This is a genomic window from Allobosea sp. GW821-FHT12C12, assembly GCF_058807355.1.
The window spans coordinates 42925-66015 of record NZ_JBXAQP010000009.1; the positions used below are offsets into that span (position 1 = coordinate 42925).

Annotated in this window: 18 protein-coding genes; 10 read left to right on the forward strand and 8 right to left on the reverse strand. The window is 70.0% G+C overall.

Translation table 11 applies throughout. The features are described from left to right. Positions 1-49 precede the first annotated feature (49 nt). The 5 genes from AC1RRW_RS14185 to AC1RRW_RS14205 all read right to left on the reverse strand — a co-directional run bounded on the left by AC1RRW_RS14185 (position 50) and on the right by AC1RRW_RS14205 (position 5920). A complete protein-coding gene (locus AC1RRW_RS14185; RefSeq protein WP_492901416.1) occupies positions 50-469 on the reverse strand; it encodes a hypothetical protein in 420 nt (139 codons plus the stop codon). Between the two features lie 3 nt (positions 470-472). Continuing rightward, positions 473-847 (reverse strand): glycine zipper domain-containing protein, encoded by a 375-nt coding sequence (locus AC1RRW_RS14190; RefSeq protein WP_492901417.1) that lies wholly within the window; start codon positions 845-847, stop codon positions 473-475. A 148-nt stretch (positions 848-995) separates the two neighbouring features. Next, entirely contained in the window at positions 996-2138 is a 1143-nt protein-coding gene (locus tag AC1RRW_RS14195) for an AI-2E family transporter (RefSeq protein WP_492901418.1), read from the reverse strand. 84 nt (positions 2139-2222) lie between these two features. Continuing rightward, positions 2223-5267: a DNA polymerase I gene (polA, locus tag AC1RRW_RS14200; RefSeq protein ID WP_492901419.1), complete on the reverse strand. Its 3045-nt coding sequence runs from the start codon at positions 5265-5267 to the stop codon at positions 2223-2225. Between the two features lie 251 nt (positions 5268-5518). Next, complete coding sequence (locus AC1RRW_RS14205) at positions 5519-5920, reverse strand: c-type cytochrome (RefSeq protein WP_492901420.1); 402 nt, start codon at positions 5918-5920, stop codon at positions 5519-5521. Between the two features lie 210 nt (positions 5921-6130). Between AC1RRW_RS14205 and dxs the strand changes: the two genes are divergently transcribed. From dxs to AC1RRW_RS14245, 8 genes are all read left to right on the forward strand, one after another. Continuing rightward, positions 6131-8104 (forward strand): 1-deoxy-D-xylulose-5-phosphate synthase, encoded by a 1974-nt coding sequence (gene dxs, locus AC1RRW_RS14210; RefSeq protein ID WP_492901421.1) that lies wholly within the window; start codon positions 6131-6133, stop codon positions 8102-8104. 5 nt (positions 8105-8109) lie between these two features. Then, positions 8110-9066 carry a 4-hydroxy-3-methylbut-2-enyl diphosphate reductase gene (gene ispH, locus AC1RRW_RS14215; RefSeq protein ID WP_492901584.1) on the forward strand — a complete coding sequence of 319 codons (957 nt, stop codon included), beginning with the start codon at positions 8110-8112 and terminating at the stop codon, positions 9064-9066. Between the two features lie 37 nt (positions 9067-9103). Next, the gene (bchI, locus tag AC1RRW_RS14220; RefSeq protein WP_492901422.1) at positions 9104-10093 is read left to right on the forward strand and encodes a magnesium chelatase ATPase subunit I; all 990 of its coding nucleotides are present in this window, start codon (positions 9104-9106) and stop codon (positions 10091-10093) included. Between the two features lie 202 nt (positions 10094-10295). After that, entirely contained in the window at positions 10296-12071 is a 1776-nt protein-coding gene (locus AC1RRW_RS14225; protein ID WP_492901423.1) for a magnesium chelatase subunit D, read from the forward strand. 102 nt (positions 12072-12173) lie between these two features. Continuing rightward, positions 12174-13061 carry an alpha/beta fold hydrolase BchO gene (gene bchO / locus AC1RRW_RS14230; protein ID WP_492901424.1) on the forward strand — a complete coding sequence of 296 codons (888 nt, stop codon included), beginning with the start codon at positions 12174-12176 and terminating at the stop codon, positions 13059-13061. A 22-nt stretch (positions 13062-13083) separates the two neighbouring features. Then, positions 13084-14631, forward strand: coding sequence for a phytoene desaturase (locus tag AC1RRW_RS14235; RefSeq protein ID WP_492901425.1), 1548 nt, complete (start codon positions 13084-13086; stop codon positions 14629-14631). Next, positions 14612-15670, forward strand: coding sequence for a phytoene/squalene synthase family protein (locus AC1RRW_RS14240; protein ID WP_492901426.1), 1059 nt, complete (start codon positions 14612-14614; stop codon positions 15668-15670). Before AC1RRW_RS14235 ends, AC1RRW_RS14240 begins: the two co-directional genes overlap by 20 nt. A gap of 16 nt (positions 15671-15686) precedes the next feature. Further along, a complete protein-coding gene (locus AC1RRW_RS14245) occupies positions 15687-15830 on the forward strand; it encodes a hypothetical protein (protein WP_492901427.1) in 144 nt (47 codons plus the stop codon). Between the two features lie 168 nt (positions 15831-15998). Here AC1RRW_RS14245 and AC1RRW_RS14250 read toward each other — a convergent pair whose 3' ends face one another. Together AC1RRW_RS14250 and mutM are read right to left on the reverse strand one after the other, a co-directional pair. Further along, positions 15999-16772 carry an enoyl-CoA hydratase gene (locus tag AC1RRW_RS14250; protein WP_492901428.1) on the reverse strand — a complete coding sequence of 258 codons (774 nt, stop codon included), beginning with the start codon at positions 16770-16772 and terminating at the stop codon, positions 15999-16001. An 86-nt stretch (positions 16773-16858) separates the two neighbouring features. Further along, positions 16859-17749 (reverse strand): bifunctional DNA-formamidopyrimidine glycosylase/DNA-(apurinic or apyrimidinic site) lyase, encoded by an 891-nt coding sequence (gene mutM, locus AC1RRW_RS14255; RefSeq protein WP_492901429.1) that lies wholly within the window; start codon positions 17747-17749, stop codon positions 16859-16861. A gap of 96 nt (positions 17750-17845) precedes the next feature. On the opposite strand from mutM, the gene ubiE reads away from it, so the two are divergent. Beyond that, the gene (gene ubiE, locus AC1RRW_RS14260) at positions 17846-18625 is read left to right on the forward strand and encodes a bifunctional demethylmenaquinone methyltransferase/2-methoxy-6-polyprenyl-1,4-benzoquinol methylase UbiE (protein ID WP_492901430.1); all 780 of its coding nucleotides are present in this window, start codon (positions 17846-17848) and stop codon (positions 18623-18625) included. A 142-nt stretch (positions 18626-18767) separates the two neighbouring features. Continuing rightward, positions 18768-20324 carry a 2-polyprenylphenol 6-hydroxylase gene (gene ubiB, locus AC1RRW_RS14265; RefSeq protein ID WP_492901431.1) on the forward strand — a complete coding sequence of 519 codons (1557 nt, stop codon included), beginning with the start codon at positions 18768-18770 and terminating at the stop codon, positions 20322-20324. A gap of 3 nt (positions 20325-20327) precedes the next feature. On the opposite strand, the gene mutS is transcribed toward ubiB, so the two are convergent. Then, positions 20328-23048, reverse strand: coding sequence for a DNA mismatch repair protein MutS (mutS, locus tag AC1RRW_RS14270; RefSeq protein ID WP_492901432.1), 2721 nt, complete (start codon positions 23046-23048; stop codon positions 20328-20330). Between the last annotated feature and the right edge of the window lie 43 nt (positions 23049-23091).

Here is a 23091-nt window from a genome sequence, read left to right on the forward strand (position 1 = left end):
GCTAACCGCGACGGGAAGGGCCGCCGAGGTCCGATCGACCTTCCGGGGCTCAGGCTTCCTCGTCCCCGTCGCCGCCGAAGATCTGCTTGCCGAGCACGGCCGCCAGCACGACGGCCGCGCCAGCGAGCCCGGCTTTCCAGCCGATGCGGGAACCGAGCAGCTTGGCGGCGACCGGCGCGGCGACCAGGGCCGTCTGCGCCAGAGGCCGCGGCGGACGCCGGCGGCTCTTGACGTAGGCCGCCACGCCGAAGCTGATCAACCCCGCCACCACGAGCCCGCCCGCGATCCACAGGCTCGCCGCGACCGCGCCATGGCGCAACGTCAGCACGGTATGAAGCGCATTCAGCGCATAGCCGCCGGCGCAGAGAATGAGGAAGGCGCCGAAGCCGTAGAGCCCCAGCACCGTCAGGTTGCGCTTCACGACACCGGAAATCTCCGAGGCGATGAAGGCCGTTATCCCCCCGAGCATCGTCTATCGCGCCGACAGGAAGCCGACGAAGAGACCGACCGCGGCCGCGAGTCCGAGCGCGCGAAGCGGGCGCTCGCGGATCTCGTCCTCGATCAACTGCTGCAGGTCCGTCGCCTGCTCGCGCGCGACCTCGACCAGCTTGTCGGCATCGAGGCCGGCGGAGCGCAGCCGGCCGGACACGGTGGCGGCCAGCTCCTCGGCGCCGCGCGTCAGGCTCGCCTCGATCTCGCCGGCCTCGCGCCTGACGCGGCGTGCCGTCGTCTTTGCCGCCGCCTTGGCCTCGCCGGCGACCTCGCCGGCCCCTGTCACGGCATCGTCCTTGGCGCGCTTCGCCGCCGAGGCGGCCTGGCGTTTGGCGGAGGCGGTGGTCGTGGCCATGTCTCTCGTTCCTTGTCGCTTGTCTTGAGGTCCATAGTCGCCCGCGAGTCCCGAGCGACCGATACGGGCGGGGATTACCCGGGTTGAACGCGCCTGCCGTCCCGGCGGTTCCGCCGTTCATGACCTGGCGCGCAGGATTCGCCGCGACTCAAGCGGCTTTCGGTTGCGCCGCCGGCTCGGCCGTTTCCCCCTCGGCCTGGGCCCGGCGATATTCCGCGAATTCCTCCTGCGCCACCATGGCGACGAGCAGGATCGGAGTCGAGAGCACGGCCCCGACCGGCCCCCAGAGCCAGAGCCAGAAGATGAAGCCGATGAAGACGAGGAAGGGCGAGACGGTCAGGCTGCGGCCGACGAAGACCGGCGTCACCGCATTGCCCTCGATCAGATGCACGATGAAATAGGCGCCGGCCGGCACGATCGCGGCCAGAAGCGACGGCGCATCGAGCAGCGCGCCGGCGAGTATCATCACCGTGACGATGATCGGCCCGATGAAGGCGAGATAGTTCAGGAGGAAGGCGAGCGCGCCCCAGAACACGGGATAGGGCAGGCCGGCGAGCCATGCGATCGTCATGGTCACAAGCCCCATGCCGAGATTGATCAGCGTCACCAGGCCGAAATAGCGCGCCACGCGGATCTCGATCTCCTCGAAGAAGGAACCTGCCGATTTGCGCGCGCCGCGCCCGAGGCACAGCCGCAGCACGCGGGCCTTGAGATGGCGGCGCGTCGCCAGCCAGAAGTAGACGGTGGCGACGAAGACGAGCATGCCGCCCGCCGCCGCCGACGACGACATCGCTATGTCGAGCAGAGGATTGCCCTGCGAGACGTTGACCTCCGCCCCGTTCTTGCCGGCGAGCGACGCGATGGCGCGCTTGACCTCGTCCATCACCGTGAAGACGCCGCCGAGCTTGGCCTTGAGAGCCGCCATCATGGCCGGCGCCTGGTCGGCCCAGCCGGCGATCGGCACGGCGAGCACGGTCAGCGCGGACAGCAGCACGCCGAGCCCGAGCAGCACGATCAGCGCCGCCGCCAGATGCTGCGGCACATTGCGCCTGACCAGCCAGTCGACCAGCGGACCGAGAACGAGGCCGAAGATCACGCCGGCCGTCACTGGCAACGCGATGACCTTGGTCAGATAGAGCGTCGCGGTGGCGAGGATGACGAAGATGCCGACGATCGCATAGCGGACGATCAGGTCATGCTCCTGCGGCGTGACGTCGTCCTGAGACGACGCCACGGTCTCGATCTCTTCCCGATAGCGCGGAAACGGCTTCCAGGCGGATGAGCTGAGCATGGTTCGGCTCCAACGCGGACGAACCGCGCCCCCCGGCGCGTCGCGACATACAACGTTGGACTGGAAGGGAAAGTTCCGGCGTTCTCAATGCGCCTCGTCCCAGTTTCCCGCTGCCCTGGCATCGACCTGCAGCGGCACCCTCAGCGCCAGCGCGGGATGGGGAGCGTCGACCATGACCTTCGTGATCACCGGCAGCGCCGCCTCGACCTGGGCGTCCGGGATCTCGAAGACCAGTTCGTCATGGACCTGCAGCAGCATGCGGGCGTCGAGCTTCGCCGCCGCCAGCGCCGGATCCATCCGGATCATGGCGCGGCGGATGATGTCGGCGGCCGAGCCCTGGATCGGCGCGTTGATCGCCTGGCGCTCGACGAAGGCGCGCTCGGAAGGGTTCTTCGAGGCGACCGCCGGGAAATGGCAGACCCGGCCGAAGATCGTCGTGACATGGCCGTTGGCGCGCACGAAGGCCTTGGTCTGGTCCATGTAGTCGCGGATGCCCGGGAAGCGCTCGAAATATTTGCGGATATAGGCGCCGGCCTCCTCGCGGCCGATGCCGAGCTGGTTGGCGAGACCGAAGGACGAGATGCCATAGATGATGCCGAAATTGATCGCCTTGGCGCGGCGGCGCACCTCGCTCGGCATGCCGGCCACCGGCACGCCGAACATCTCGGACGCCGTCATCGCATGGATGTCGACGCCGTCGGCGAAGGCCTGCGTCAGTTGCGGGATGTCGGCGATGTGGGCGAGCAGGCGCAGCTCGATCTGGCTGTAATCGGCCGAGATCAGCTTGTGGCCGCTCGATGCGACGAAGGCAGTGCGGATCTTGCGGCCGGCCTCGGTGCGGATCGGGATGTTCTGCAGGTTGGGCTCGGAGGAGGAGAGCCGGCCCGTGGTCGTCGCCGCCAGCGCAAACGAGGTATGAACCCGGTTGGTCCGCGGATTCACATAGGCCGGGAGCGAATCGGTATAGGTGGATTTCAGCTTGGAGAGCTGGCGCCATTCGAGGATCTTCGACGGGAGCGGGTGGCCCTGCTCGGCGAGCTCCTCGAGCACGCCGGCCCCTGTCGCCCATTGCCCGGTCGCGGTCTTCTTCGCGCCGGCGAGGCCCATCTTGCCGAACAGGATGTCGCCGAGCTGTTTCGGCGAGCCGATGGTGAACTTCTCGCCAGCGATCCCGTAGATCTCGTCCTCCAGCCGCGCCAGCGATTGGGCGAATTCGCCCGAGAGCCGCGACAGGATCCGCCGGTCGATGCTGATGCCGCGCGCTTCCATCCGCGCGAGCACGTCGATCAGCGGCCGCTCCAGCGTCTCGTAGACGGCGGTGCGGCCCTCGGCCGCGAGCCTGGGCTTGAGCACGCGCCAGAGCCGCAGCGTCACGTCGGCGTCCTCGGCGGCGTAGTCCGTGGCCTTGTCGAGCGCGACCCTGTCGAAGGTGACCTGCGCCTTGCCGGCGCCGGCGACCTGGCCGAAGCTGATCGTCTCGTGGCCGAGATGCAGCTCCGACAGCCTGTCCATGCCGTGGTTGTTGTTGCCGGCATCGAGCGCGTAGGAGATCAGCATGGTGTCGTCGACCGGCGCGACATCGAGCCCGTAGCGCCTCAACAGGACGAGATCGTATTTCAGGTTCTGGCCGATCTTGAGCACGCCGGGGTCGGCGAGCAGGGGTTTCAGCGCCGCGACCGCCTGCTCGACCGGAATCTGCCCTTCGAGAATGCCCTCGCCGAACAGGTCGGCGCCGCCGCGATGCTGCAGCGGGATGTAGCAGGCCTTGCCGGGCGCGACCGCGAGAGAGACGCCGACGAGATCGGCCTGCATCGGATCGAGCGCGCTGGTCTCGGTGTCGAGCGCGACCGCGCCCGCCTCATGGGCCCAGCCGATCCAGCGCTCCAGATCGGCCAGCGTGCGCACGCATTCATAGCCGGCGAGGTCGATCCTGGCCTCGGCGGCCTCGGATTTGCGCGCGGCGGCGAGGTCGGCGGGCGTCAGCCAGCCATCGTCCGACAAGGCTCTGGTCGGCTCGACCTGACCGGACGGATCGGCAGGCGCGGCCGACGCGGACAGGCCGTCGGAGGCGTCTCCGCCGGCATAGAGCGCCCTGAGTTCGGCGGCGCGCGAGCCGCCGGGAGCCAAAGCCTCGTCGGCGTCGATCGCGGAGGCCTCGGCGCCATAGGCCTCGGCGACGCGCCTGGTGATCGTGGTGAACTCCATCGCCTTGAGGAAGGCGATCAGCTTCGCCGGCTCGGGCTCGCTCAGCGTCAGATGCGCGAGCGGCGTCTCGACCGCGACATCGTCGACCAGCGAGACCAGCCGTCGCGAGATGCGGACCTGCTCGACGATCCCGGGATCGGTCAGGGTCTCGCGGCGCTTGGGCTGCTTGATCCCGGCCGCGCGGGCGAGCAGCGTCTCCAGGTCGCCGTATTCGCCGATCAGCTGGGCCGCCCTCTTGATGCCGATGCCGGGCGCGCCCGGCACGTTGTCGGTGGCGTCGCCGGCCAACGCCTGCACGTCGACGACCTTGTCGGGCGTCACCCCGAAATACTCGACGACCTCGGGCTCCCCGATCCGGCGCTCGGCCCGGAAACCCTTGCCCTTGGCGGCGTCGCCCGAGGCGGGATCGTACATTGCGACGCCCGGCCGGACGAGCTGCATCAGATCCTTGTCGGCCGAGACGATCAGGACGTCCGCGCCCGCCTCGCGCGCCAGTTTCGCATAGGTCGCGATCAGGTCGTCGGCCTCGTAGACATCCTGCTCGACCGGGATCAGCCCGAAGGCGCGCACCGCCTCGCGCATCAGCGGGAATTGCGGGACCAGGTCGGGCGGCGGGTCGGAGCGATTGCCCTTGTAGGCCGGATAGATCTCCTTGCGGAACGAGTTCTCCGACTTGTCGAAGACGATGGCGAGGTGGGTCGGCCTCACCCCGAGCACGCCGTCCTTGACGAACTGGAACAGCTTCGTCGCGAACAGCCGGACCGCGCCCGAGGGCAGGCCGTCGGAGCGGGCGTTGTATTTCCGGTCCTGGTTGATCGACTGGAAATAGGCCCTGAAGATGAAATTCGAGCCGTCGACCAGGAAGAGATGGTCGCCGGGCTTGAGGTCAGGGGCCGCGGCGGGTTTCGTGGCTGTCTCGCTCATGGCGGGGACCATAAGGCGCGCGCGCGAGACGGTCCATCGGTCGGCGGCCCCGAATTCGCGGATGCGCGTCAAAGACCGTCAGCAACCCGCAGGCGCGAGGCAGTTTCAGCTGCAATAGGGACGGCCCTCATCCCGAGGAGGTCACACAGCGACCGTCTCTCGAGGAATGTTCCAGATTGCGCCGGCTCGAGCATCCTTCGAGACGCGCTTGGCGAGCGCTGCTCGGGGATGAGGGCCAGAGAAGGGGGAGGTTACTTCTTCTTTCCGTCCGGGCCGAACTGCTTGAGATAGGCGATCAGGTTCTTGATCTGAGCTTCGTCCTTGATGCCCGGAAAGACCATCTTTGTGCCCGGCGTGACGCCGCGCGGATCCTTGATGTAGGTGGTGAAATTGGTCTCGTCCCACGTCTTGTCGAGGCCTTTGTAGGCTGCCGAATAGGCATAGCCCTCATGCGTGCCGGCCTTGCGGCCGTCGAACAGGCCGTTCAGCACGGGGCCGACGCCGTTCTTGGCGGTCTCGCCGATCTGGTGGCAGGCGCGGCACTGCAGGAAGACCTTCTCTCCGGCGGCCGCGTCCTGGGCCTGGGCCGGTCCGGTCAATCCGGGAGCGAAAGCGAGGAAGGCTGCGGCGACTGCGTAGGCAAGATGTTTCATGGCGAGCATCCTCCATAGACTTCGTCTAAATCAACTAGAGCGCCGCAAGTTCCGCGCAAGCCCTCCGGCATGCCACGCTCCCCAGCCAGCGCGGCCTCGCGGAAGCGCCAAAGCGATTGCATCTCCCGCGACTCCTTCGTAGTGTATCGCCGAGTTGACAGCAATGTGTTAATTTTAGTTGACACACTGGCCTAGCGACGGGGATGCGACATGCTGGAGACCCCCCTTCTCGACACCGTCTCGATCCCGGCCGACATGCGGCATTTTCAGCCCGAGCAACTGAGACAGCTCGCCGACGAGTTGCGGGCCGAGACGATCGACGCGGTCTCGGTCACCGGCGGCCATCTCGGCGCCGGGCTCGGCGTGGTCGAGCTGACGGTGGCGCTGCACCACCTCTTCGACACGCCGCGCGACACGCTGATCTGGGATGTCGGCCACCAGGCCTATCCGCACAAGATCCTGACGGGGCGGCGCGACCGCATCCGCACGCTCCGGCAGGGCGGCGGGCTTTCCGGCTTCACGCGACGCTCCGAAAGCGAATACGACCCCTTCGGCGCGGCGCATTCCTCGACCTCGATCTCGGCCGGGCTCGGCATGGCCGTGGCGCGCGATCTGGCGCGCACGCCCAACAACGTCGTCGCGGTGATCGGCGACGGCGCGATGTCGGCCGGCATGGCCTATGAGGCGATGAACAATGCCGGGGCGCTGGGCAAGCGCCTGATCGTCATCCTGAACGACAACGACATGTCGATCGCCCCGCCGGTCGGGGCGCTCTCGGCCCATCTCGCCAAGCTGCTCTCCGGCAAGGCCTATCTCTCGCTGCGCGACCACGGCCGGCAGATCACCAGGAAGCTCGGCAGGAGGATCGACAAGACGCTGACGCGGGCGATCGAGCATGCGCGCGGCTATCTGACCGGCGGGACGCTGTTCGACCAGCTCGGCTTCTACTATGTCGGCCCGGTCGACGGCCACAATCTCGACCATCTGCTGCCGGTGCTGCGCAATGTCCGCGACGCCGGACACGGGCCGATCCTGGTCCATGTCGTGACCCAGAAGGGCAAGGGCTACGCTCCCGCCGAGGCCAGCGCCGACAAGTACCACGGGGTGGTCAAGTTCAACGTCCTGACCGGGACGCAGGAGAAGGCGCCCTCCAGCGCGCCGTCCTATACGAAGGTCTTCGCCAATGCGCTGGTGAAGGAAGCCCAGGCCGACGACAGGATCGTCGCGATCACGGCCGCGATGCCGTCCGGCACCGGGCTCGACCTCTTCGCCAAGACGCATCCGGCGCGCTTCTTCGATGTCGGCATCGCCGAGCAGCACGGCGTCACCTTCGCGGCCGGCCTCGCCTGCCAGGGCTACAAGCCGTTCTGCGCGATCTATTCGACCTTCCTGCAGCGCGCCTACGACCAGATCGTCCATGACGTGGCGCTGCAGAAGCTGCCGGTGCGCTTCGCGCTCGATCGGGCCGGGCTGGTGGGAGCCGACGGGCCGACCCACGCGGGGGCCTTCGATACGGCCTATCTCGGCTGCCTGCCCGGCTTCGTGCTGATGGCGGCCGGCGACGAGGCCGAGCTGGTCCATATGGTCGCGACCGCGCGCGCCCATGACGAGGGGCCGATCGCGCTGCGCTATCCGCGCGGGGACGGCGTCGGCGTCGAGACGCCGGAGACCGGCGTTCCGCTCGAGATCGGCCGCGGCCGCATCGTCAAGGAAGGCGCGCGGGTCGCGCTCCTGTCCTACGGCACGCGGCTGGCCGAATGCCTGCGGGCGGCCGAGGCGCTCGACGCGCATGGACTCTCGACCACGGTCGCCGACGCCCGCTTCGCCAAGCCGCTCGACCGCGCCCTGATCCGGCGGCTCGCCCGCGACCACGAAGTCCTGATCACGGTGGAGGAGGGCTCGGTCGGCGGCTTCGGCTCCTTCGTGCTGCATGCGCTCGCCGATGACGGCCTGTTCGAGAACGGGCTGAAGGTGAAGACGCTGCATCTGCCGGACCTGTTCCAGGATCACGACACGCAAGGCCGGATGTATGCCCAGGCCGGGCTCGACGCGGACGCGATCGCGGCGACCGCGATCAGCCTGTGCCGGCCGGGCTACGCCTTGCGCGCGGCCGGCGCGAACGGCTTGAGGCTCCTTTCCTCGCACCATGCCGGAACCGCCGCGCTGCACGGAGCCTCGACATGAACGCGATGTCGCCCGTCAGGCGCCCGCTCGCCGTCCTGCTGGCGAAGCCGCGCGGCTTCTGCGCCGGCGTGGTGCGCGCGATCGAGATCGTCGAGCGCGCCGTCCGGCAGCATGGCGCGCCGGTCTATGTCCGCCACGAGATCGTCCACAATACCCATGTCGTCGAGGGACTGCGCGCGCAAGGCGCGGTCTTCGTCGGCGAGGTCGACCAGATCCCCGAGCACGCGACCACGATCTTCTCGGCCCATGGCGTCTCGAAGGCTGTCGAGGCGGCGGCCGCCGCGCGCGGGCTCGACGTGATCGACGCGACCTGCCCGCTCGTCCAGAAGGTCCACAACCAGGGCCGGCGCTATGCCGAGATGGGTTACGACGTCGTGCTGATCGGCCATGAGGGCCATGCCGAGGTCGAGGGCACGCGCGGCCAGGTGTCCGGCCGCCTCCATGTCATCGCCAGCGCCGCCGAGGTCGCCGACCTTCTGGTGCGCGACGACGGCAAGGTCGCCTACATCACCCAGACAACGCTGTCCGTGCAGGATACGCGCGACGTGATCGCCGCGCTGAGGCGGCGCTTTCCAGATATCGTCGGGCCGGACACGCGCAATATCTGCTACGCGACGCAGAACCGGCAGGCGGCCGTGCAGGCGATGGCGCCGTTCTGCGACCTGATCCTCGTCGTCGGCTCGCGCTCCTCGTCGAATTCGAGCCGCCTGCGCGAGGTCGGTGAGCTCGCCGGCGTCGAGAGCCGTCTGATCGAGGGCCCGGACGCCGTCGACGAGCGCTGGTTCGACGAGGTCGAGACTGTCGGCTTCTCCGCCGGCGCATCCGCGCCCGAGCGGCTGATCCAGGAAACGATCGACCGCCTGCGCCGCTTCCGCGATGTCAGCGTGCGCGAGCTCGACGGCACGGAGGAGGAGGTCGTCTTCCGCCTGCCGCAGCGCCTTGCCGAAGCGGTCTCGGCCTGATCATCTAAGCGCCCGCTCCGCCGCCCAAGGTCCGCGCATGGCTACGCCTTTCCCGTTCTCGGCCATCGTCGGACAGGAGGAGATGAAACGGGCGCTGCTGCTGGCGGCGATCGATCCGACGATCGGCGGCGTGCTGATCTTCGGGGATCGCGGCACCGGCAAATCGACCGCGGTCCGCGCGCTGGCGGCGCTGCTGCCGCGGATGAAGGCGGTCGTCGGCGATCCCTACAACCGCGCGCCCGACGCCGCGATCAAGGGCCAGAAGAGCCATCTCGTGCCGGTCCCGGTGATCGATCTGCCGCTCGGCGCGACCGAGGACCGCGTCGTCGGCGCGCTCGACCTGGAGAAGGCGCTGGCGAGCGGGGAAAAGGCCTTCCAGCCCGGCCTGCTGGCGCGCGCCAATCGCGGCTTCCTCTATATCGACGAGGCCAACCTGCTCGAAGACCATCTCGTCGACGTGCTGCTCGACGTGGCGGCCTCGGGCGAGAACGTCGTCGAGCGCGAGGGCCTGAGCATTCGCCATCCGGCCCGTTTCGTTCTGGTCGGCAGCGGCAATCCGGAAGAGGGCGAACTCAGGCCGCAACTGCTCGACCGCTTCGGTCTCTCCGTCGAGGTGACGACGCCGTCGGACCTGCCGAGCCGCATCGAGGTGGTGAAGCGCCGCGACGCCTTCGACCGCGATCCGGAGGGCTTCACGACGCTCTGGCGCGGAAAGGACGAGGCGATCGGGCGCAAGCTCGCCGCCGGCCGCAGGAAGCTCGCGACGATCGTGACTTCGGAAGCGGCGCTGAAGCGCGCCGCGCAGCTCTGCCTGCACCTCGGCACCGACGGGCTGCGCGGCGAACTCACCCTGATCCGCGCGGCGCGCGCGCTGGCGGCGCTGGAAGGCAAGGCCGAGGTGCGAGACAGCCATATCCGCAGCGTCGCGCCGATGGCGCTGCGCCACCGGCTGCGCCGCAGCGCGCTCGACGAGGCGCGCTCGACCGTGCGCGTCGACCGCGCGCTGGAGGAGATCTTCGGGCCATGAGCCGCTTTGTCGCTTCATTTGAAGGCGGGCGTCATCCCCCTCCCCCCGCTTGCGGTGGGGAAGGGTTGGGTGCAGGAAGAGGCTCGACGACCGTTTCAGACGGCGGCCTAGACTCTCCCCCCCGCCCCGACCCTCCCCACCGCAAGCAGGGGGAGGGAGAAGAGGGCGGCGCGCCCTTTGATTTCGTCAAAGGCCGTTTCGCATGAGCGAGGCCGGCGACAATACGGTCGCCGCCGCGCCCACGCCCTGGCAGATGGCCGAGCTGGCCGCCGCGCTCGTCGCGCTCGACCCGGCCGGCATCGGCGGCGCGACCCTGCGCGCGCCGGCCGGCCCGATGCGCGATGCCTGGCTCAGCCGGCTAATGACCTTGCTTGGCGGCAGGCCGCTGCTGCGCATGCCGGCCGGGATCGGCGATGCGCGGCTGCTGGGCGGGCTCGACCTTGCCGCGACGCTTGCCGCGGGGCGCCCTGTCGCGGAGCGCGGCCTGCTGGCTCAGGCGAACGGCGGCGTGGTGCTGGCGGCCATGGCCGAGCGAATCAGTCCGGCCACCGCCGCGCGGATCGCTCTGGCGATGGATGCCGGCGGGATCGCGGTCGCGCATGACGGGCCGGCGGACAAGGCTCCGGGCCGCTTCGGTGTCGTCGCCTTCGACGAGGGCATCGCGCCGGACGAACGCCCGCCGGAAGCGCTGAGCGAGCGGCTGACGCTGCGGCTGGACCTCGGCGAACTCTCGCACCGAGATATTGAGCCGGCTATCTTTACTGTCGAGGATATCGCAGAGGCGCAGCCCCTGCTGCCCGAGGTCACGATCGACGATGCCGCGATCGAGGCGCTCTGCGGGGCCGCGCTGTCGCTCGGCGTCGGCTCGGCGCGCCCGGCGCTGCAGGCGGTCAGGATCGCGCGCATGGTCGCGGCGCTGATGGGTCGTGACACCGTCGCGCGGGAGGACGCGGCGCTCGCCGCCGCCTTGGCGCTCGCGCCACGCGCGACCCGGATGCCGGCGATGGCCGAGGAGGAATCGCCGCCTCCGCCGCCGGAGCGGCCGGACGATCAGTCGCCGCCCGACGAGCACGCGCAGGACAAGGACCAGCCCACGGATCTCGACGACCTCGTGCTGGAGGCGGCCAAGGCCGCTATCCCGGCCGGGCTTCTGGCGCAATTGCTGGCGCGGGCCGGACGGGCGCGGGCGCGAGGCTCCGGCAAGGCCGGCCAGTTCCAGAAGGCGGCCATGCGCGGCCGTATCGTCGGCTCGAAGGCCGGCGAGTTGCGCGGCGGCGCGCGCCTCGACGTGGTCGAGACCCTTCGCGCGGCCGCGCCCTGGCAGGCGCTGCGCCGGCGCGAGCCGGACATGGCGGATCGCAGCGGCATCATCGTCCGCCGCGACGATTTCCGCGTCGCGCGCTACAAGCAGCGCGGCGAGACCGCGACGCTGTTCGTCGTCGACGCCTCGGGCTCCTCGGCCTTGCAACGGCTGGCCGAGGCCAAGGGCGCGGTCCGGCTGCTGCTGGCCGAATGCTATATCCGCCGCGACGAGGTCGCGCTGATCGCCTTCCGGAAGACGCAGGCCGATCTTGTGCTGCCGCCGACGCGCTCGCTGGTCGCGGCCGAGCGGGCGCTGGCCGCCCTGCCCGGCGGCGGCGCGACGCCGCTCGCGACCGCGATCGGCGCGGCGGCCGCGCTCGCCGACGCTGTCCGGCGCAAGGGCCGCACGCCCGCGATCGTGTTCATGACCGACGGCCGCGCCAATATCGACCGCGACGGCCAGCCGGGGCGCGTCAAGGCGCAGGCCGATGCGATGGCGGCGGCACGGGCCTTGCAAATGGAGGGCGTGAGCACGCTGCTGATCGACACCTCGCCGCAGGCCCAGCCCCAGGCCGCCGAACTCTCCGCCGCGATGGGCGCGCGCTACGTGCCGCTGCCGCATGCCGATGCGGCCGGCGTGAGCCGGGCGGTGAATGCGCTTCTGCCGGGGCGGTAAGGGCATGGCGGCGGTGTCTGAAATGGAATGGCGCGCCCAATCGAGACCGGCGCGAAACCTGTCCCCTTCTCCTCGCTTGCGGCGGGGAAGGGGACAGCCCCGATGACCGCCCTCTCCTGGCCGAGCGACGGGCGCGACTGGCCCAGCCGCGAGGCGAGCCGCTTTCTCTCCGCCGGCGGTTTGCGCTGGCATGTGCAGGTGATGGGGGCCGGCCCCGTCCTGCTGCTGCTGCACGGCACCGGGGCATCGAGCCATTCCTGGCGCGATCTCGCGCCCCTGCTCGCCGCCGATTTCACCGTCGTCGCGCCCGACCTGCCCGGTCACGGCTTCACGCAGGCGCCCCATAGCGACCAGCTCTCGCTGCCGGCGATGGCGCGCGCCATCGCGGCGCTGCTGAAGACGCTCGATCTCGATCCTGATCTTGTCGTCGGCCACTCGGCCGGGGCGGCGATCGGCCTGCGCATGGCGCTGGACAAGAGCATGGCGCCAAAAGCGCTGGTCAGCCTGAACGGGGCGCTGCTGCCGTTCCGCGGTGTCGCCTCGCAGCTTTTCCCGTCGCTGGCGCGTCTGCTCGTGCTCAACCCCTTCGCGCCGCGTTTCTTCGCCTGGCGGGCGGGCAGCGCGGGAGCGGTCGATTCGCTGCTGCGGGGCACCGGCTCGCGGCTCGACGCGCGCGGGCTTGCGCTCTACCAGCGCCTGTTCTCCAACCGCGTCCATATCGCCTCGACGCTGGCGATGATGGCGAACTGGGATCTCGACGCCCTCGGGCGCGGCTTCGGCAAGCTCGATCTGCCGGTCGTTCTGGCGATAGGGGCCAACGACAAGGCCGTGCCGCCCGGCGATGCGGCGGAGGTCGCGAGGCGGCTGCCGCAGGCCCGGGTCGAGACCATCGCGCAGGCCGGCCATCTCGCCCATGAGGAGAGGCCGGACGAGGTCGCGGCGCTGATCCTGCGCGCCGCGCGCGAGCACATGCCGCTTGCGTCCGGTTGAATGACAGATACGATGTCAGCCCATGTTGACGGATATGGCTCCACCCGATCTGGTTTCCCGGCCGGCCCGTCGGGCGAAGCCCGGTGCGCGGCCCCATGCGCTCGTCATCGGCGCGGGCTTCGGCGGGCTTGCGGCGGCGATCAGGCTCGGCGCGCGCGGCTACCGCGTCACCGTGCTGGAGCGGCTCGACCAGCCGGGCGGCAGGGCCCGCGTGTTCCGGCAGGACGGCTTCACCTTCGACGCCGGGCCGACCATCGTCACAGCGCCCTTCCTGTTCGAGGATCTCTGGACCCTCTGCGGTCGGCGGATGGCTGACGACGTCAGGCTCACCGCGCTCGACCCGTTCTACCGCCTCGTCTTCGACGATGGCTCGACGCTGGATTGCAGCGGCGACGATGCCGCGATGCGGACGCGGATCGACGCCTTCGCGCCGGGCGATCTCGCCGGCTACGAGGCGTTCCTGAAAGCGGCCGAGGCGATCTACGAGGTCGGCTTCGAGCAACTCGCGGACATCCCGTTCAGCACGCTCGCCGACATGCTCAAGGCGTTGCCCGCAATGGCGCGGCTGCGGGCGGATCGCAGCGTCCACGGCCTCGCCGCGCGCCACGTCAAGGACGAGCGGCTGCGCACGGCGCTGAGCTTCCACCCGCTCTTCATCGGCGGAAACCCCTTCGCGGCGACGGCGATCTACGCGCTCGTGATCCATCTCGAGCGCAAATACGGCGTCCATTTCGCCCATGGCGGCACCGGCGCGCTGGTCGAGGGGCTGGTCGGGCTGATCGAGGGCCAGGGCGGCGCGATCCGGCATGGCGCGGAGGTCGCGGAGATCACCGTCCACGCCGGCGCGGCGACCGGCGTCAGGCTGACGGGCGGCGAGACGATCCCCGCCGACATCGTCGTCTCGAATGCCGACGCTGCCCATACATATGGCGCGCTGCTGCCGGCCCCCCAGCGCAAGCGCTGGAGCGACCGCAAGCTCGCCAAGGCCCGCTATTCGATGAGCGTCGTCGTCTGGCATTTCGGCACGAGGGGCCGTTACGAGGGCGTGCCGCATCACACGATCCTGTTCGGGCCGCGCTATCGCGAACTGATCGACGACATCTTCGAGAACAAGGTGCTGTCGGAGGATTTCAGCCTCTACCTGCACCGGCCGACCGCCACGGATCCTTCGCTCGCGCCGCCGGGCTGCGACGCGTTCTATGCGCTCGTGCCGGTGCCGAACCTGCAGGGCGCGACCGACTGGGAGACGCAGGCCGAGCCCTTCCGCCGTCGCATCCAGCGGCGGCTGGACGCGACGCTGCTGCCGGCCTTGAGCGATCGCATCGTCACCTCGCGCCTGATGACGCCGCCCGATTTCCGCGACGACTATCTCTCGGTGCATGGCGCGGCCTTCGGACTGGAGCCGCGCCTGCTGCAGAGCGCCTGGTTCCGCCCGCACAATCTCAGCGAGGAGGTCGACCGGCTCTATCTGGTCGGCGCGGGCACGCATCCGGGCGCAGGCCTTCCCGGCGTGCTCTCCTCGGCCAAAATCCTGGATACGGTGGCGCCCCATGCGACCGAACTGGCCTGAGCCCGCCGCCGCCGATCTCGACGCCTGCAACCGCCTGCTCAAGGCGGGCTCGAAATCCTTCCACGCGGCCTCGCTGCTGCTGCCGCGCGAGACGCGCGGGCCGGCGACCGCGCTCTACGCCTTCTGCCGTCTCGCCGACGATGCGATCGACGAAGGGCCGGGCGACGAGGCGACCATCGCGCTGCTCAAGGCACGGATCGCCGCCGCCTATGCCGGCCGGCCGGAGGACCACGCCGCCGACCGCGCTTTTTCCGCGACCGTCAGGCGCTTCGCGCTGCCGCAGGTCGTGCCGCTGGCGCTGATCGAGGGCTTCGCCTGGGATGCGCAGGCGCGCCGCCACGAGACCTTCGAGGACCTCTGCGACTATGCCGCCCGCGTCGCCGGCGCCGTCGGCGTGATGATGACGACGGTGATGGACCGGCGCGCGCCCGAGGTCCTGGCGCGCGCGGCCGATCTCGGCGTCGCGATGCAGCTGACCAACATCGCCCGCGACATCGGCGAGGATGCGCGCAAGGGCCGGCTCTACCTGCCGCTGGCCTGGCTGCGCGAGGCCGGCATCGTGCCCGAGGCGTTCCTGGCGCGCCCGGTGTTCAGCCCGGCGCTCGGAGCGCTGGCGGCGCGCCTGCTGGCCGAGGCGGACAGGCTCTATGCCCGTGCCGATGCCGGCATCGACCAGCTGCCGCGCGGCTGCCGCGCCGGCATCCGCGCCGCTCGCCTGATCTATGCCGAGATCGGCCACGAGGTCGCCCGCGCCGGCTTCGACTCGGTCTCGCGCCGCGCCGTGGTCTCGAAGGGCCGCAAGCTCGCGCTGCTCGCCCGGGCGCTGGTCGCCGCCGCGCCGGACGCTGGCAAGCTCGCCTTGCCGCCGCTGCCGGCGAACGCCTGGCTCGTCGCGGCCGTCGCGACGCCGCATCCGGCGCGGATGACGGCCCGTATCGGTTCCGTGCCCTGGTGGAACCTGATCGGTCGCACCAAGATCGTGATCGAGATGTTCGAGCGGCTCGGGCGGATCGAACGGTCGGCGATCCGCGGCCCGTGAAACGGGAGGCAGAACCATGTCGTCCACCGCGATGTTCCTGGCCGAGGTGACGCTGACGCTCGGCGTGGCGCTCGGCTTCGGCTTCTGGCAGCTCTGGGACCTGCGGAAGATCAAGGTCAGGGCCGCCGCCGAGAAGGCCGGCAAGCGCGACGACATTTAATGCATGGTGATTTCGCACGGAAACACACCGTCATCCCGGGTTTGACCCGGGTGTGGATCCATCATGGAGCGCGGTTGCATCCCTACGATGGATACAGGCCGGCGCGACCGCGCCGCTTGTCCGGGATGACGGCGGCGGTTCCGAGCGAGGCGAACGGGCTCAATGCGCTCAGCGGTTCTTGAAGTCGGGCCTCCGCTTCTCGACGAAGGCGGCCATGCCCTCTTTCTGGTCTTGCGTGGCGAACAGCGAGGAGAACAGTCGCCGCTCGAAGCGCAGGCCCTCATTCAGCGTCACCTCGAAGGCGCGGTTGACCGCCTCCTTGGTCATCATGACCGAGGGCAGCGACTTCGCCGCGATGGCGTCGGCCGCCTTCATCGTCTCGGTCATGAGGTCGGCGAGCGGGACGACCCGCGCGACGAGGCCGGCGCGCTCGGCCTCGGTCACGTCCATCATCCGGCCGGTGAGGCATAGGTCCATCGCCTTGGCCTTGCCGATCGCCTTGGTCAGGCGCTGCGTGCCGCCGGCGCCGGGGATGACGCCGAGACTGATCTCGGGCTGGCCGAATTTCGCGTTGTCGGCGGCGATGATGAAGTCGCACATCATGGCGAGTTCGCAGCCGCCGCCGAGCGCGAAGCCGGCGACCGCCGCGATGATCGGCTTGCGGCGCTGGCCGATGCGGTCCCAGTCGGCGAATTTGTCGTCGAGATAGGTCTCGGGGAAGGTGCGCGCCTGCATGTCCTTGATGTCGGCGCCGGCGGCGAAAGCCTTCTCCGAGCCGGTGACGACCATGCAGCCGATGGCGGCGTCCTTCTCGAAAGCGTCGATCGCCGCGTTGACCTCTCCGATGAGCTGGCCGTTGAGCGCGTTCAGCGCCTGCGGACGGTTCAGCGTGACGACGCCGACCTTGCCCTTCGTCTCGACGAGGATGGTCTCATAAGCCATGGCGGCCTCCCGGATGCTCTTGTCGAGGCAGCATTAGCGGGGCGCGATGGGGCGGTCCATGCGCGCGGGCGCAACGCCATATGGGGTCAGCGTCTCGGCTGGCAGGTCTCGCAGAGGAAGGTCGAGCGGCCGGACTGCACCAGCCGGCTGACGGTCGTGACGCAGCCGGGCGCGGTGCAGGGCTCGCCCTCGCGGTCATAGACCCTGAAGCGATGCTGGAAATAGCCCAGCGAACCGTCGGCATGGGCGAAATCGCGCAGCGTCGATCCGCCGGAGACGAGCGCCTCCTCCAGCACCTCGCGGATGATCCTGGCCAGGGCATGCGCGGCCGGGCGCGGCCGGCCGGTCGGTGTCGCGATCGAGCCGGCCTCGGCTTCCGGATGCAGGCCGGCGCGGAACAGCGCCTCGCAGACATAGATGTTGCCCAGCCCCGCGACGAGGCGCTGGTCGAGCAAAGCGGCTTTGAGCGGCGCGAACTTGCCGGCGAACAGCGTCGCCAGCGTCTCGCCCGAGAGCTCGTTGCCGAGCGGCTCGACGCCCATGCCGGCGAAATGCTTCGAGGTCGCGAGATCGGCGCGCGGCACGAGGTCCATGAAGCCGAAGCGGCGGGCGTCGTTATAGGTGACGCGCGCGCCCGACCCGAGATGGAAGACGACATGATCGTGCCGCAGATGCCGGCCGATCTCGTTGTAATAGGCGCCGGGCTCGACCGGCGGGGCGCCGGACGCCTCGACCACGAAGCGCCCGCTCATGCCGAGATGCATGACCAGCGCCTGCCCGTCGTCGAGATCGGCGATCAGGTATTTCGCCCGCCGCGACAGCGCCTCGACGCGCCGGCCGGTCAGCCGCGCGCCAAAGCGATCGGGCAGCGGAAAGCGCAGGTCGGGCCGGTTCTGCTCGACGCGCGCGAAGACCTGGCCGAGCATGGCGGGCTCCAGGCCGCGGCGGACGGTCTCGACCTCGGGAAGTTCGGGCATCGCGCTTCACTCTTCAGCATGCGTCGAGACGGGCCGCGACAAGGCCCGCGCGTTTGGCTATGCATCGCTTGAGCAAAGCACAAGAGCGGCCCACACGTGACAGCAGCCCAAAATATCGACAACCGGGACACCACCCATTTCGGCTATGAAACCGTGCCGCTGGCCGAGAAGCAGGCCAAGGTCGACGACGTCTTCCACAAGGTCGCGGGCCGCTACGACCTGATGAACGACCTGATGTCGGCGGGCCTGCATCGTGCCTGGAAGAGCGCGCTGATCACCGCGCTCAGGCCCGCGAGGGACCGGCCCTTTCGCCATCTCGATGTCGCGGGCGGCACGGGCGACGTGGCCTTCGCCGTCCTGGAGGCAGGCGGCGCGCGGACCGACGTCACCGTGCTCGACATCAATGCCGAGATGCTGGCCGTCGGTCGCGCGCGCGCCGGGAAGCGCTTTCCGGACGACGGACGCATCCGCTTCGTTCAAGGCAATGCCGAGGAGCTCGCCGGCCTGCCCGACAACCAGTTCGACGCCTATACGATCGCCTTCGGCATCCGCAACGTGCCGCGCATCGACGCGGCGCTGGCGCAGGCCTATCGCGTGCTCAGGCGCGGCGGGCGCTTCCTGTGCCTCGAATTCAGCCATGTCGACGTGCCGCTTCTCGACAAGGTCTACGAGGCCTATTCCTTCAACGTCATCCCGCCGCTGGGACGCATGGTGACGGGCGAGGCCGAACCCTACCGGTATCTCGTCGAATCGATCCGGAAATTCCCGAAGCCGCGGGTCTTTGCCGGCATGATCGAGGATGCCGGCTTCCGGCGGGCCAGTTTCACGCCGATGACCGGCGGGGTCGTGGCGCTGCATTCCGGCTGGAAGCTGTGAAGCACGCCCTGCCGCAGCTTACGTCTCCGTCATGGTCGGGCTTGTCCCGACCATCCACGTCTTCCCTTCACCCATCCCGTAAGACGTGGATGCTCGGCACAGGGCCGAGCATGACGGGTGAGGACGAGGCGGCTCGATCCGCATGATCTCCTCGCTCTTCCACCTCGCCCGCTCGGCGCGCGTCGGCTTCGTGCTGGCGCGCGAGGGGGCTCTGGCGCTGGTCGATCCGGCCGTGCTGCCGCCGCTGGCGCGGGGCGCGATCCGGCTCGGGCGGCTGATCGAGCGCAAGGGCGCGGGCTCCTCGGCGACGCGGCTCGCGGCGGCGCTGACCCGGCTCGGGCCGTCATACGTCAAGTTCGGCCAGTTCCTGGCGACGCGGCCGGACGTGGTCGGCATGAAGATCGCGTCCGACCTCTCGGCCCTGCAGGACCGGATGGAGCCGTTCCCGATGGACCAAGCGCGGGCCGCGATCGAGACCGCCCATGGCCGGCCGGTCGAGGCGATCTTCGCCGAGTTCGGGCCGCCCGTCGCCGCCGCCTCGATCGCGCAGGTGCATCGCGCCCGCCTGCATGACGGCTCCGAGGTCGCGGTCAAGGTGCTCAGGCCCGGCATCCGCGACCGCTTCCATCGCGATCTCGCCGCCATGCGGTTCGGCGCGGAGATGGCCGAAAGCCGCTCGGCCGAGGCCCGCCGCCTGCGCTTCTCCGGCGTCGTCGAGACGCTGGCGCGCTCGGTCACCATGGAGATGGATCTGCGGCTGGAGGCCGCCGCCCTCTCCGAATTCGCCGAGAACACGAAAGGCGATCCCGATTTCCGCGTGCCGGAGCCCGACTGGCAGCTGACCGCGCGCGAGATGCTGGTCGACGAGTGGATCGACGGCGTCAGGCTGTCGGATACCGAAGCGTTGCGCGCGGCCGGTCACGATCTGCCGGCGCTCGGCAAGATCGTGATCCAGTCCTTCCTGAAGCACGCGATCCGCGACGGCTTCTTCCATGCCGACATGCATCCGGGAAACCTGTTCGTCGATGCGCAGGGGCGTCTCGTCGCGGTCGATGGCGGCATCATGGGTCGGCTCGGTCCGAAGGAACGGCGCTTCCTCGCCGAGATCCTGCTTGGCTTCATCACCCGCGACTATACCCGCGTGGCCGAGGTGCATTTCGAGGCCGGCTACGTGCCGGCCCACCATGCCGTCGCCGATTTCGCCCAGGCGATCCGCGCCGTCGGCGAGCCGATCCACGACAAGAGCGCCGACCAGATCTCGATGGCCAAGGTGCTGACGCTGCTGTTCGAGATCACCGGCCTGTTCGACATGGCGACGCGGACCGAACTCGTCATGCTCCAGAAGACCATGGTCGTGGTCGAGGGCGTGGCGCGCACGCTCGACCCGCATCTCGACATGTGGACGACGGCCGAGCCCGTGGTGCGCGACTGGATCAGCCGCAATCTCGGCCCGCTCGGCAAGCTGGAGGATGCGGGGCGGGGGCTGAGCGCGCTCGGTTTCAGCCTGGCGTCGCTGCCGGAGACCGTGGGACGCGCCGAGCGCGTTCTCGCCCAACTGGAAGAGAACTCCCGGCACGGTTTCGCGCTGGACGAGCGCTCGATCGCCGCGATCGGCCGAGCCGAGGCGCGGCGCAACCGCTGGGGCAACTGGGCGCTCTGGGTGATCGCGGCGCTCGTGGCCTACGGCGTTTTCGGCTGAGGCTTACTCCAGACCCTTGAGGCGATAGAGCGCCTCCAGCGCCGCGCGCGGCGTCATCTCGTCGAGATCGAGCGCACCGAGCGCGACCCGCAACGGGTCTTCGGCCGGCGCAGCCGGTACGGGCGCGGCGGCCCGCCTGACCGGAGCGGCGAAGAGCGGCAGGTCGTCGACCAGCGAGGCGACGGGCTTCTCGCGCTCGGTCTTCTCCAGCTCGCTCAGGATGGCGCGGGCCCGTTCGACCACGGCCGGGGGCAGGCCCGCGAGCTTGGCGACCTGGATGCCGTAGGAGCGGTCGGCCGCGCCGGACACGACCTCGTGCAGGAAGACGACCTCGCCATTCCATTCGGTGACGCGCACGGTCGCGTTGGCGACGCGCGCGAGCCGATCCCCGAGCGCGGTCAACTCGTGATAATGCGTCGCGAACAGACCCCGGCAGCGGTTGATCTCGTGGAGATGCTCGATCGCCGCCCAGGCGATCGAGAGACCGTCGAAGGTCGCGGTGCCGCGCCCGATCTCGTCGAGGATGACGAGCGCGCGCGGCCCGGCCTGGTTCAGGATCGCGGCGGTCTCGACCATCTCGACCATGAAGGTCGAGCGCCCGCGCGCGAGATCGTCGGCCGCGCCGACGCGCGAGAACAGCCGGTCGACGATGCCGATATGGGCGCTCGAAGCCGGCACGAAGGAGCCCATCTGCGCCAGCACCGCGATCAGCGCGTTCTGGCGCAGGAAGGTCGATTTGCCGGCCATGTTGGGGCCGGTGATCAGGCAGATCCGCCCGCCGCCGTCTCCGCCTGGCGGCGAGAGCTCGGTCTCGTTGGCGACGAAAGGCTTGCCGTCGCGCTTCAGCGCCGCCTCGACGACGGGGTGGCGGCCGCCCGTGATCGCGAAGGCCGCGCCATCGTCGATCCGCGGGCGACGCCAGTCCTCGCGCGCGGCAAGCTCGGCCAGCGCCGCCGTCGCGTCGATCTCGGCCAGCGCCTGCGCGACCAGCTTGATCGCCTCGGCCTGTCCCCGCACCGCCTCGCTCAGCGCCGCGAAGATGCCGAGCTCGAGCCGCAGCGCCCGGTCCGAGGCCGAGGCGATCTTCGCCTCGAGTTCGCCGAGCTCGACCGAGGAAAAGCGCATCGCGTCGGACATGGTCTGGCGATGGACGAAGACCGCCCGCCAGGGCTCCTTCAGGAAGTCCTCGCCGGCGACTTGCGGCGCCTCGATGAAGTAGCCGAGCATGGAGTTGTGCTTGATGCGCAGCGTCCGGCAGCCGGTTTCGGCCACGTAACGGGCCTGAAGCTGCGCGATCACCTTGCGGGAATCGACCTGCAGCAGCCGCAGTTCGTCGAGCGCCGGATCGTGCCCTTCGCGAACGAAGCGGCCGTCGCGGCGGTTCAGCGGAAGCTCGTCCGCCAGGGCGTCGGTCAGGCGGGCGGGCAGGCTCGGGTCGCTTGCCGCAAGCGCCCGCGCCGCCTCGTCGAGCGCGGCCGGCAAGCCGGCATGGCGTCCGAGCCTGTCGGCGATCTCGCGGGCCGCCGTCAGTCCCGCGCCGAGCGCCGCGAGATCGCGCGGGCCGCCGCGATCGAGACCCAGCCGCGAGAGCGCGCGGGCGATGTCGGGCACCTTCGCCAGAGCGCGGCGCAAGTCCTCGCGCAGGACAGAGTCCTCGGCGAGCGCCTCCAATGCGTCATGGCGGCGGCCGATCGCGGCGATCTCGGTCAATGGGCCGGCCAGCCGCTCGGCGAGCAGGCGCGCGCCGCCCGGCGTGACCGTACGGTCGATCGTGGCGAGCAGACTGCCTGCTCGCTCGCCCGAAAGCGTGCGCGTCAGTTCGAGATTGGCCCGCGTCGCGGCGTCGATCAGCATGGCCGAGCCGCCGCCGTCGCGCACCGGCGGCGAAAGCGGCGGGCGGGCGCCGAACTGGGTGCGCTCGACATAGGCGAGCGCCGCGCCGGCCGCCGCGATCTCGGCGCGGGTGAACGCCCCGAAGGCGTCGAGCGTCGCGACGCCGAAGAATTCGCGCAGGCGGCGCTCGGCGGAAGCCGCGTCCAGCCCCTCGCGCGCCAGCGGCGTCACCGGAATGGCGATCTCGCGCCAGAACGCCTTGAGCTCGGGGTCCTCGTGGATCGCGTCGGGGCAGACGATCTCGCGCGGCTCCAGCCTTGCGAACTCGACCGCCAGCCGGTCCCGCGGCGTCTCCAGCACGCTGAAGCGGCCGGTCGAGATGTCGATCGCGGCCAGGCCGTAGAGCGCGGTCGAATCGCTCGGCCGGCGGCGCGCGACGGCGACGAGCAGGCTCGCCCGGCCGGGCTCGAGCAGGCGCTCCTCCGTGATGGTGCCGGGCGTGACGAGGCGCACGACGTCGCGCTTCACGACCGATTTCGCACCGCGCTTCCTGGCCTCGGCCGGATCCTCGGTCTGCTCGCAGACGGCGACGCGATGGCCGGCCGCGATCAGGCGCTGGAGATAATCGTCGGCGCGCTCGACCGGCACGCCGCACATGGCGATGTCCTCGCCCATATGCTTGCCGCGCCTGGTCAGGACGATGCCGAGCGTGCGCGAGGCGATTTCGGCGTCGCCGAAGAACAGCTCGTAGAAATCGCCCATACGGTAGAACAGCAGGCTTTCGGGATTGGCGGCCTTGATCTCGATGTACTGCGCCATCATCGGCGTGACGCGTTGCGCCTCCGCGACGGTTGGCGGCAGCGCGGATTCGGGCTCAGGGATTGGACGCATGGCGACGGGACGCTAGCAAAATGCGCGGCCAAAGCCATCCGTT

Bases quoted from the DNA above. Each gene is read 5' to 3' on its own strand.
- mutM (WP_492901429.1), bottom strand. From the start codon at position 17,749: ATGCCCGAACTTCCCGAGGTCGAGACCGTCCGCCGCGGCCTGGAGCCC.
- ubiB (WP_492901431.1), top strand. From the start codon at position 18,768: ATGATCTCCTCGCTCTTCCACCTCGCCCGCTCGGCGCGCGTCGGCTTC.
- AC1RRW_RS14240 (WP_492901426.1), top strand. From the start codon at position 14,612: ATGCGACCGAACTGGCCTGAGCCCGCCGCCGCCGATCTCGACGCCTGC.
- AC1RRW_RS14235 (WP_492901425.1), top strand. From the start codon at position 13,084: ATGTTGACGGATATGGCTCCACCCGATCTGGTTTCCCGGCCGGCCCGT.
- bchO (WP_492901424.1), top strand. From the start codon at position 12,174: ATGACCGCCCTCTCCTGGCCGAGCGACGGGCGCGACTGGCCCAGCCGC.
- AC1RRW_RS14250 (WP_492901428.1), bottom strand. From the start codon at position 16,772: ATGGCTTATGAGACCATCCTCGTCGAGACGAAGGGCAAGGTCGGCGTC.
- polA (WP_492901419.1), bottom strand. From the start codon at position 5,267: ATGAGCGAGACAGCCACGAAACCCGCCGCGGCCCCTGACCTCAAGCCC.
- AC1RRW_RS14195 (WP_492901418.1), bottom strand. From the start codon at position 2,138: ATGCTCAGCTCATCCGCCTGGAAGCCGTTTCCGCGCTATCGGGAAGAG.
- dxs (WP_492901421.1), top strand. From the start codon at position 6,131: ATGCTGGAGACCCCCCTTCTCGACACCGTCTCGATCCCGGCCGACATG.
- mutS (WP_492901432.1), bottom strand. From the start codon at position 23,048: ATGCGTCCAATCCCTGAGCCCGAATCCGCGCTGCCGCCAACCGTCGCG.
- AC1RRW_RS14185 (WP_492901416.1), bottom strand. From the start codon at position 469: ATGCTCGGGGGGATAACGGCCTTCATCGCCTCGGAGATTTCCGGTGTC.
- AC1RRW_RS14190 (WP_492901417.1), bottom strand. From the start codon at position 847: ATGGCCACGACCACCGCCTCCGCCAAACGCCAGGCCGCCTCGGCGGCG.
- AC1RRW_RS14245 (WP_492901427.1), top strand. From the start codon at position 15,687: ATGTCGTCCACCGCGATGTTCCTGGCCGAGGTGACGCTGACGCTCGGC.
- AC1RRW_RS14205 (WP_492901420.1), bottom strand. From the start codon at position 5,920: ATGAAACATCTTGCCTACGCAGTCGCCGCAGCCTTCCTCGCTTTCGCT.
- ispH (WP_492901584.1), top strand. From the start codon at position 8,110: ATGTCGCCCGTCAGGCGCCCGCTCGCCGTCCTGCTGGCGAAGCCGCGC.
- AC1RRW_RS14225 (WP_492901423.1), top strand. From the start codon at position 10,296: ATGAGCGAGGCCGGCGACAATACGGTCGCCGCCGCGCCCACGCCCTGG.
- bchI (WP_492901422.1), top strand. From the start codon at position 9,104: ATGGCTACGCCTTTCCCGTTCTCGGCCATCGTCGGACAGGAGGAGATG.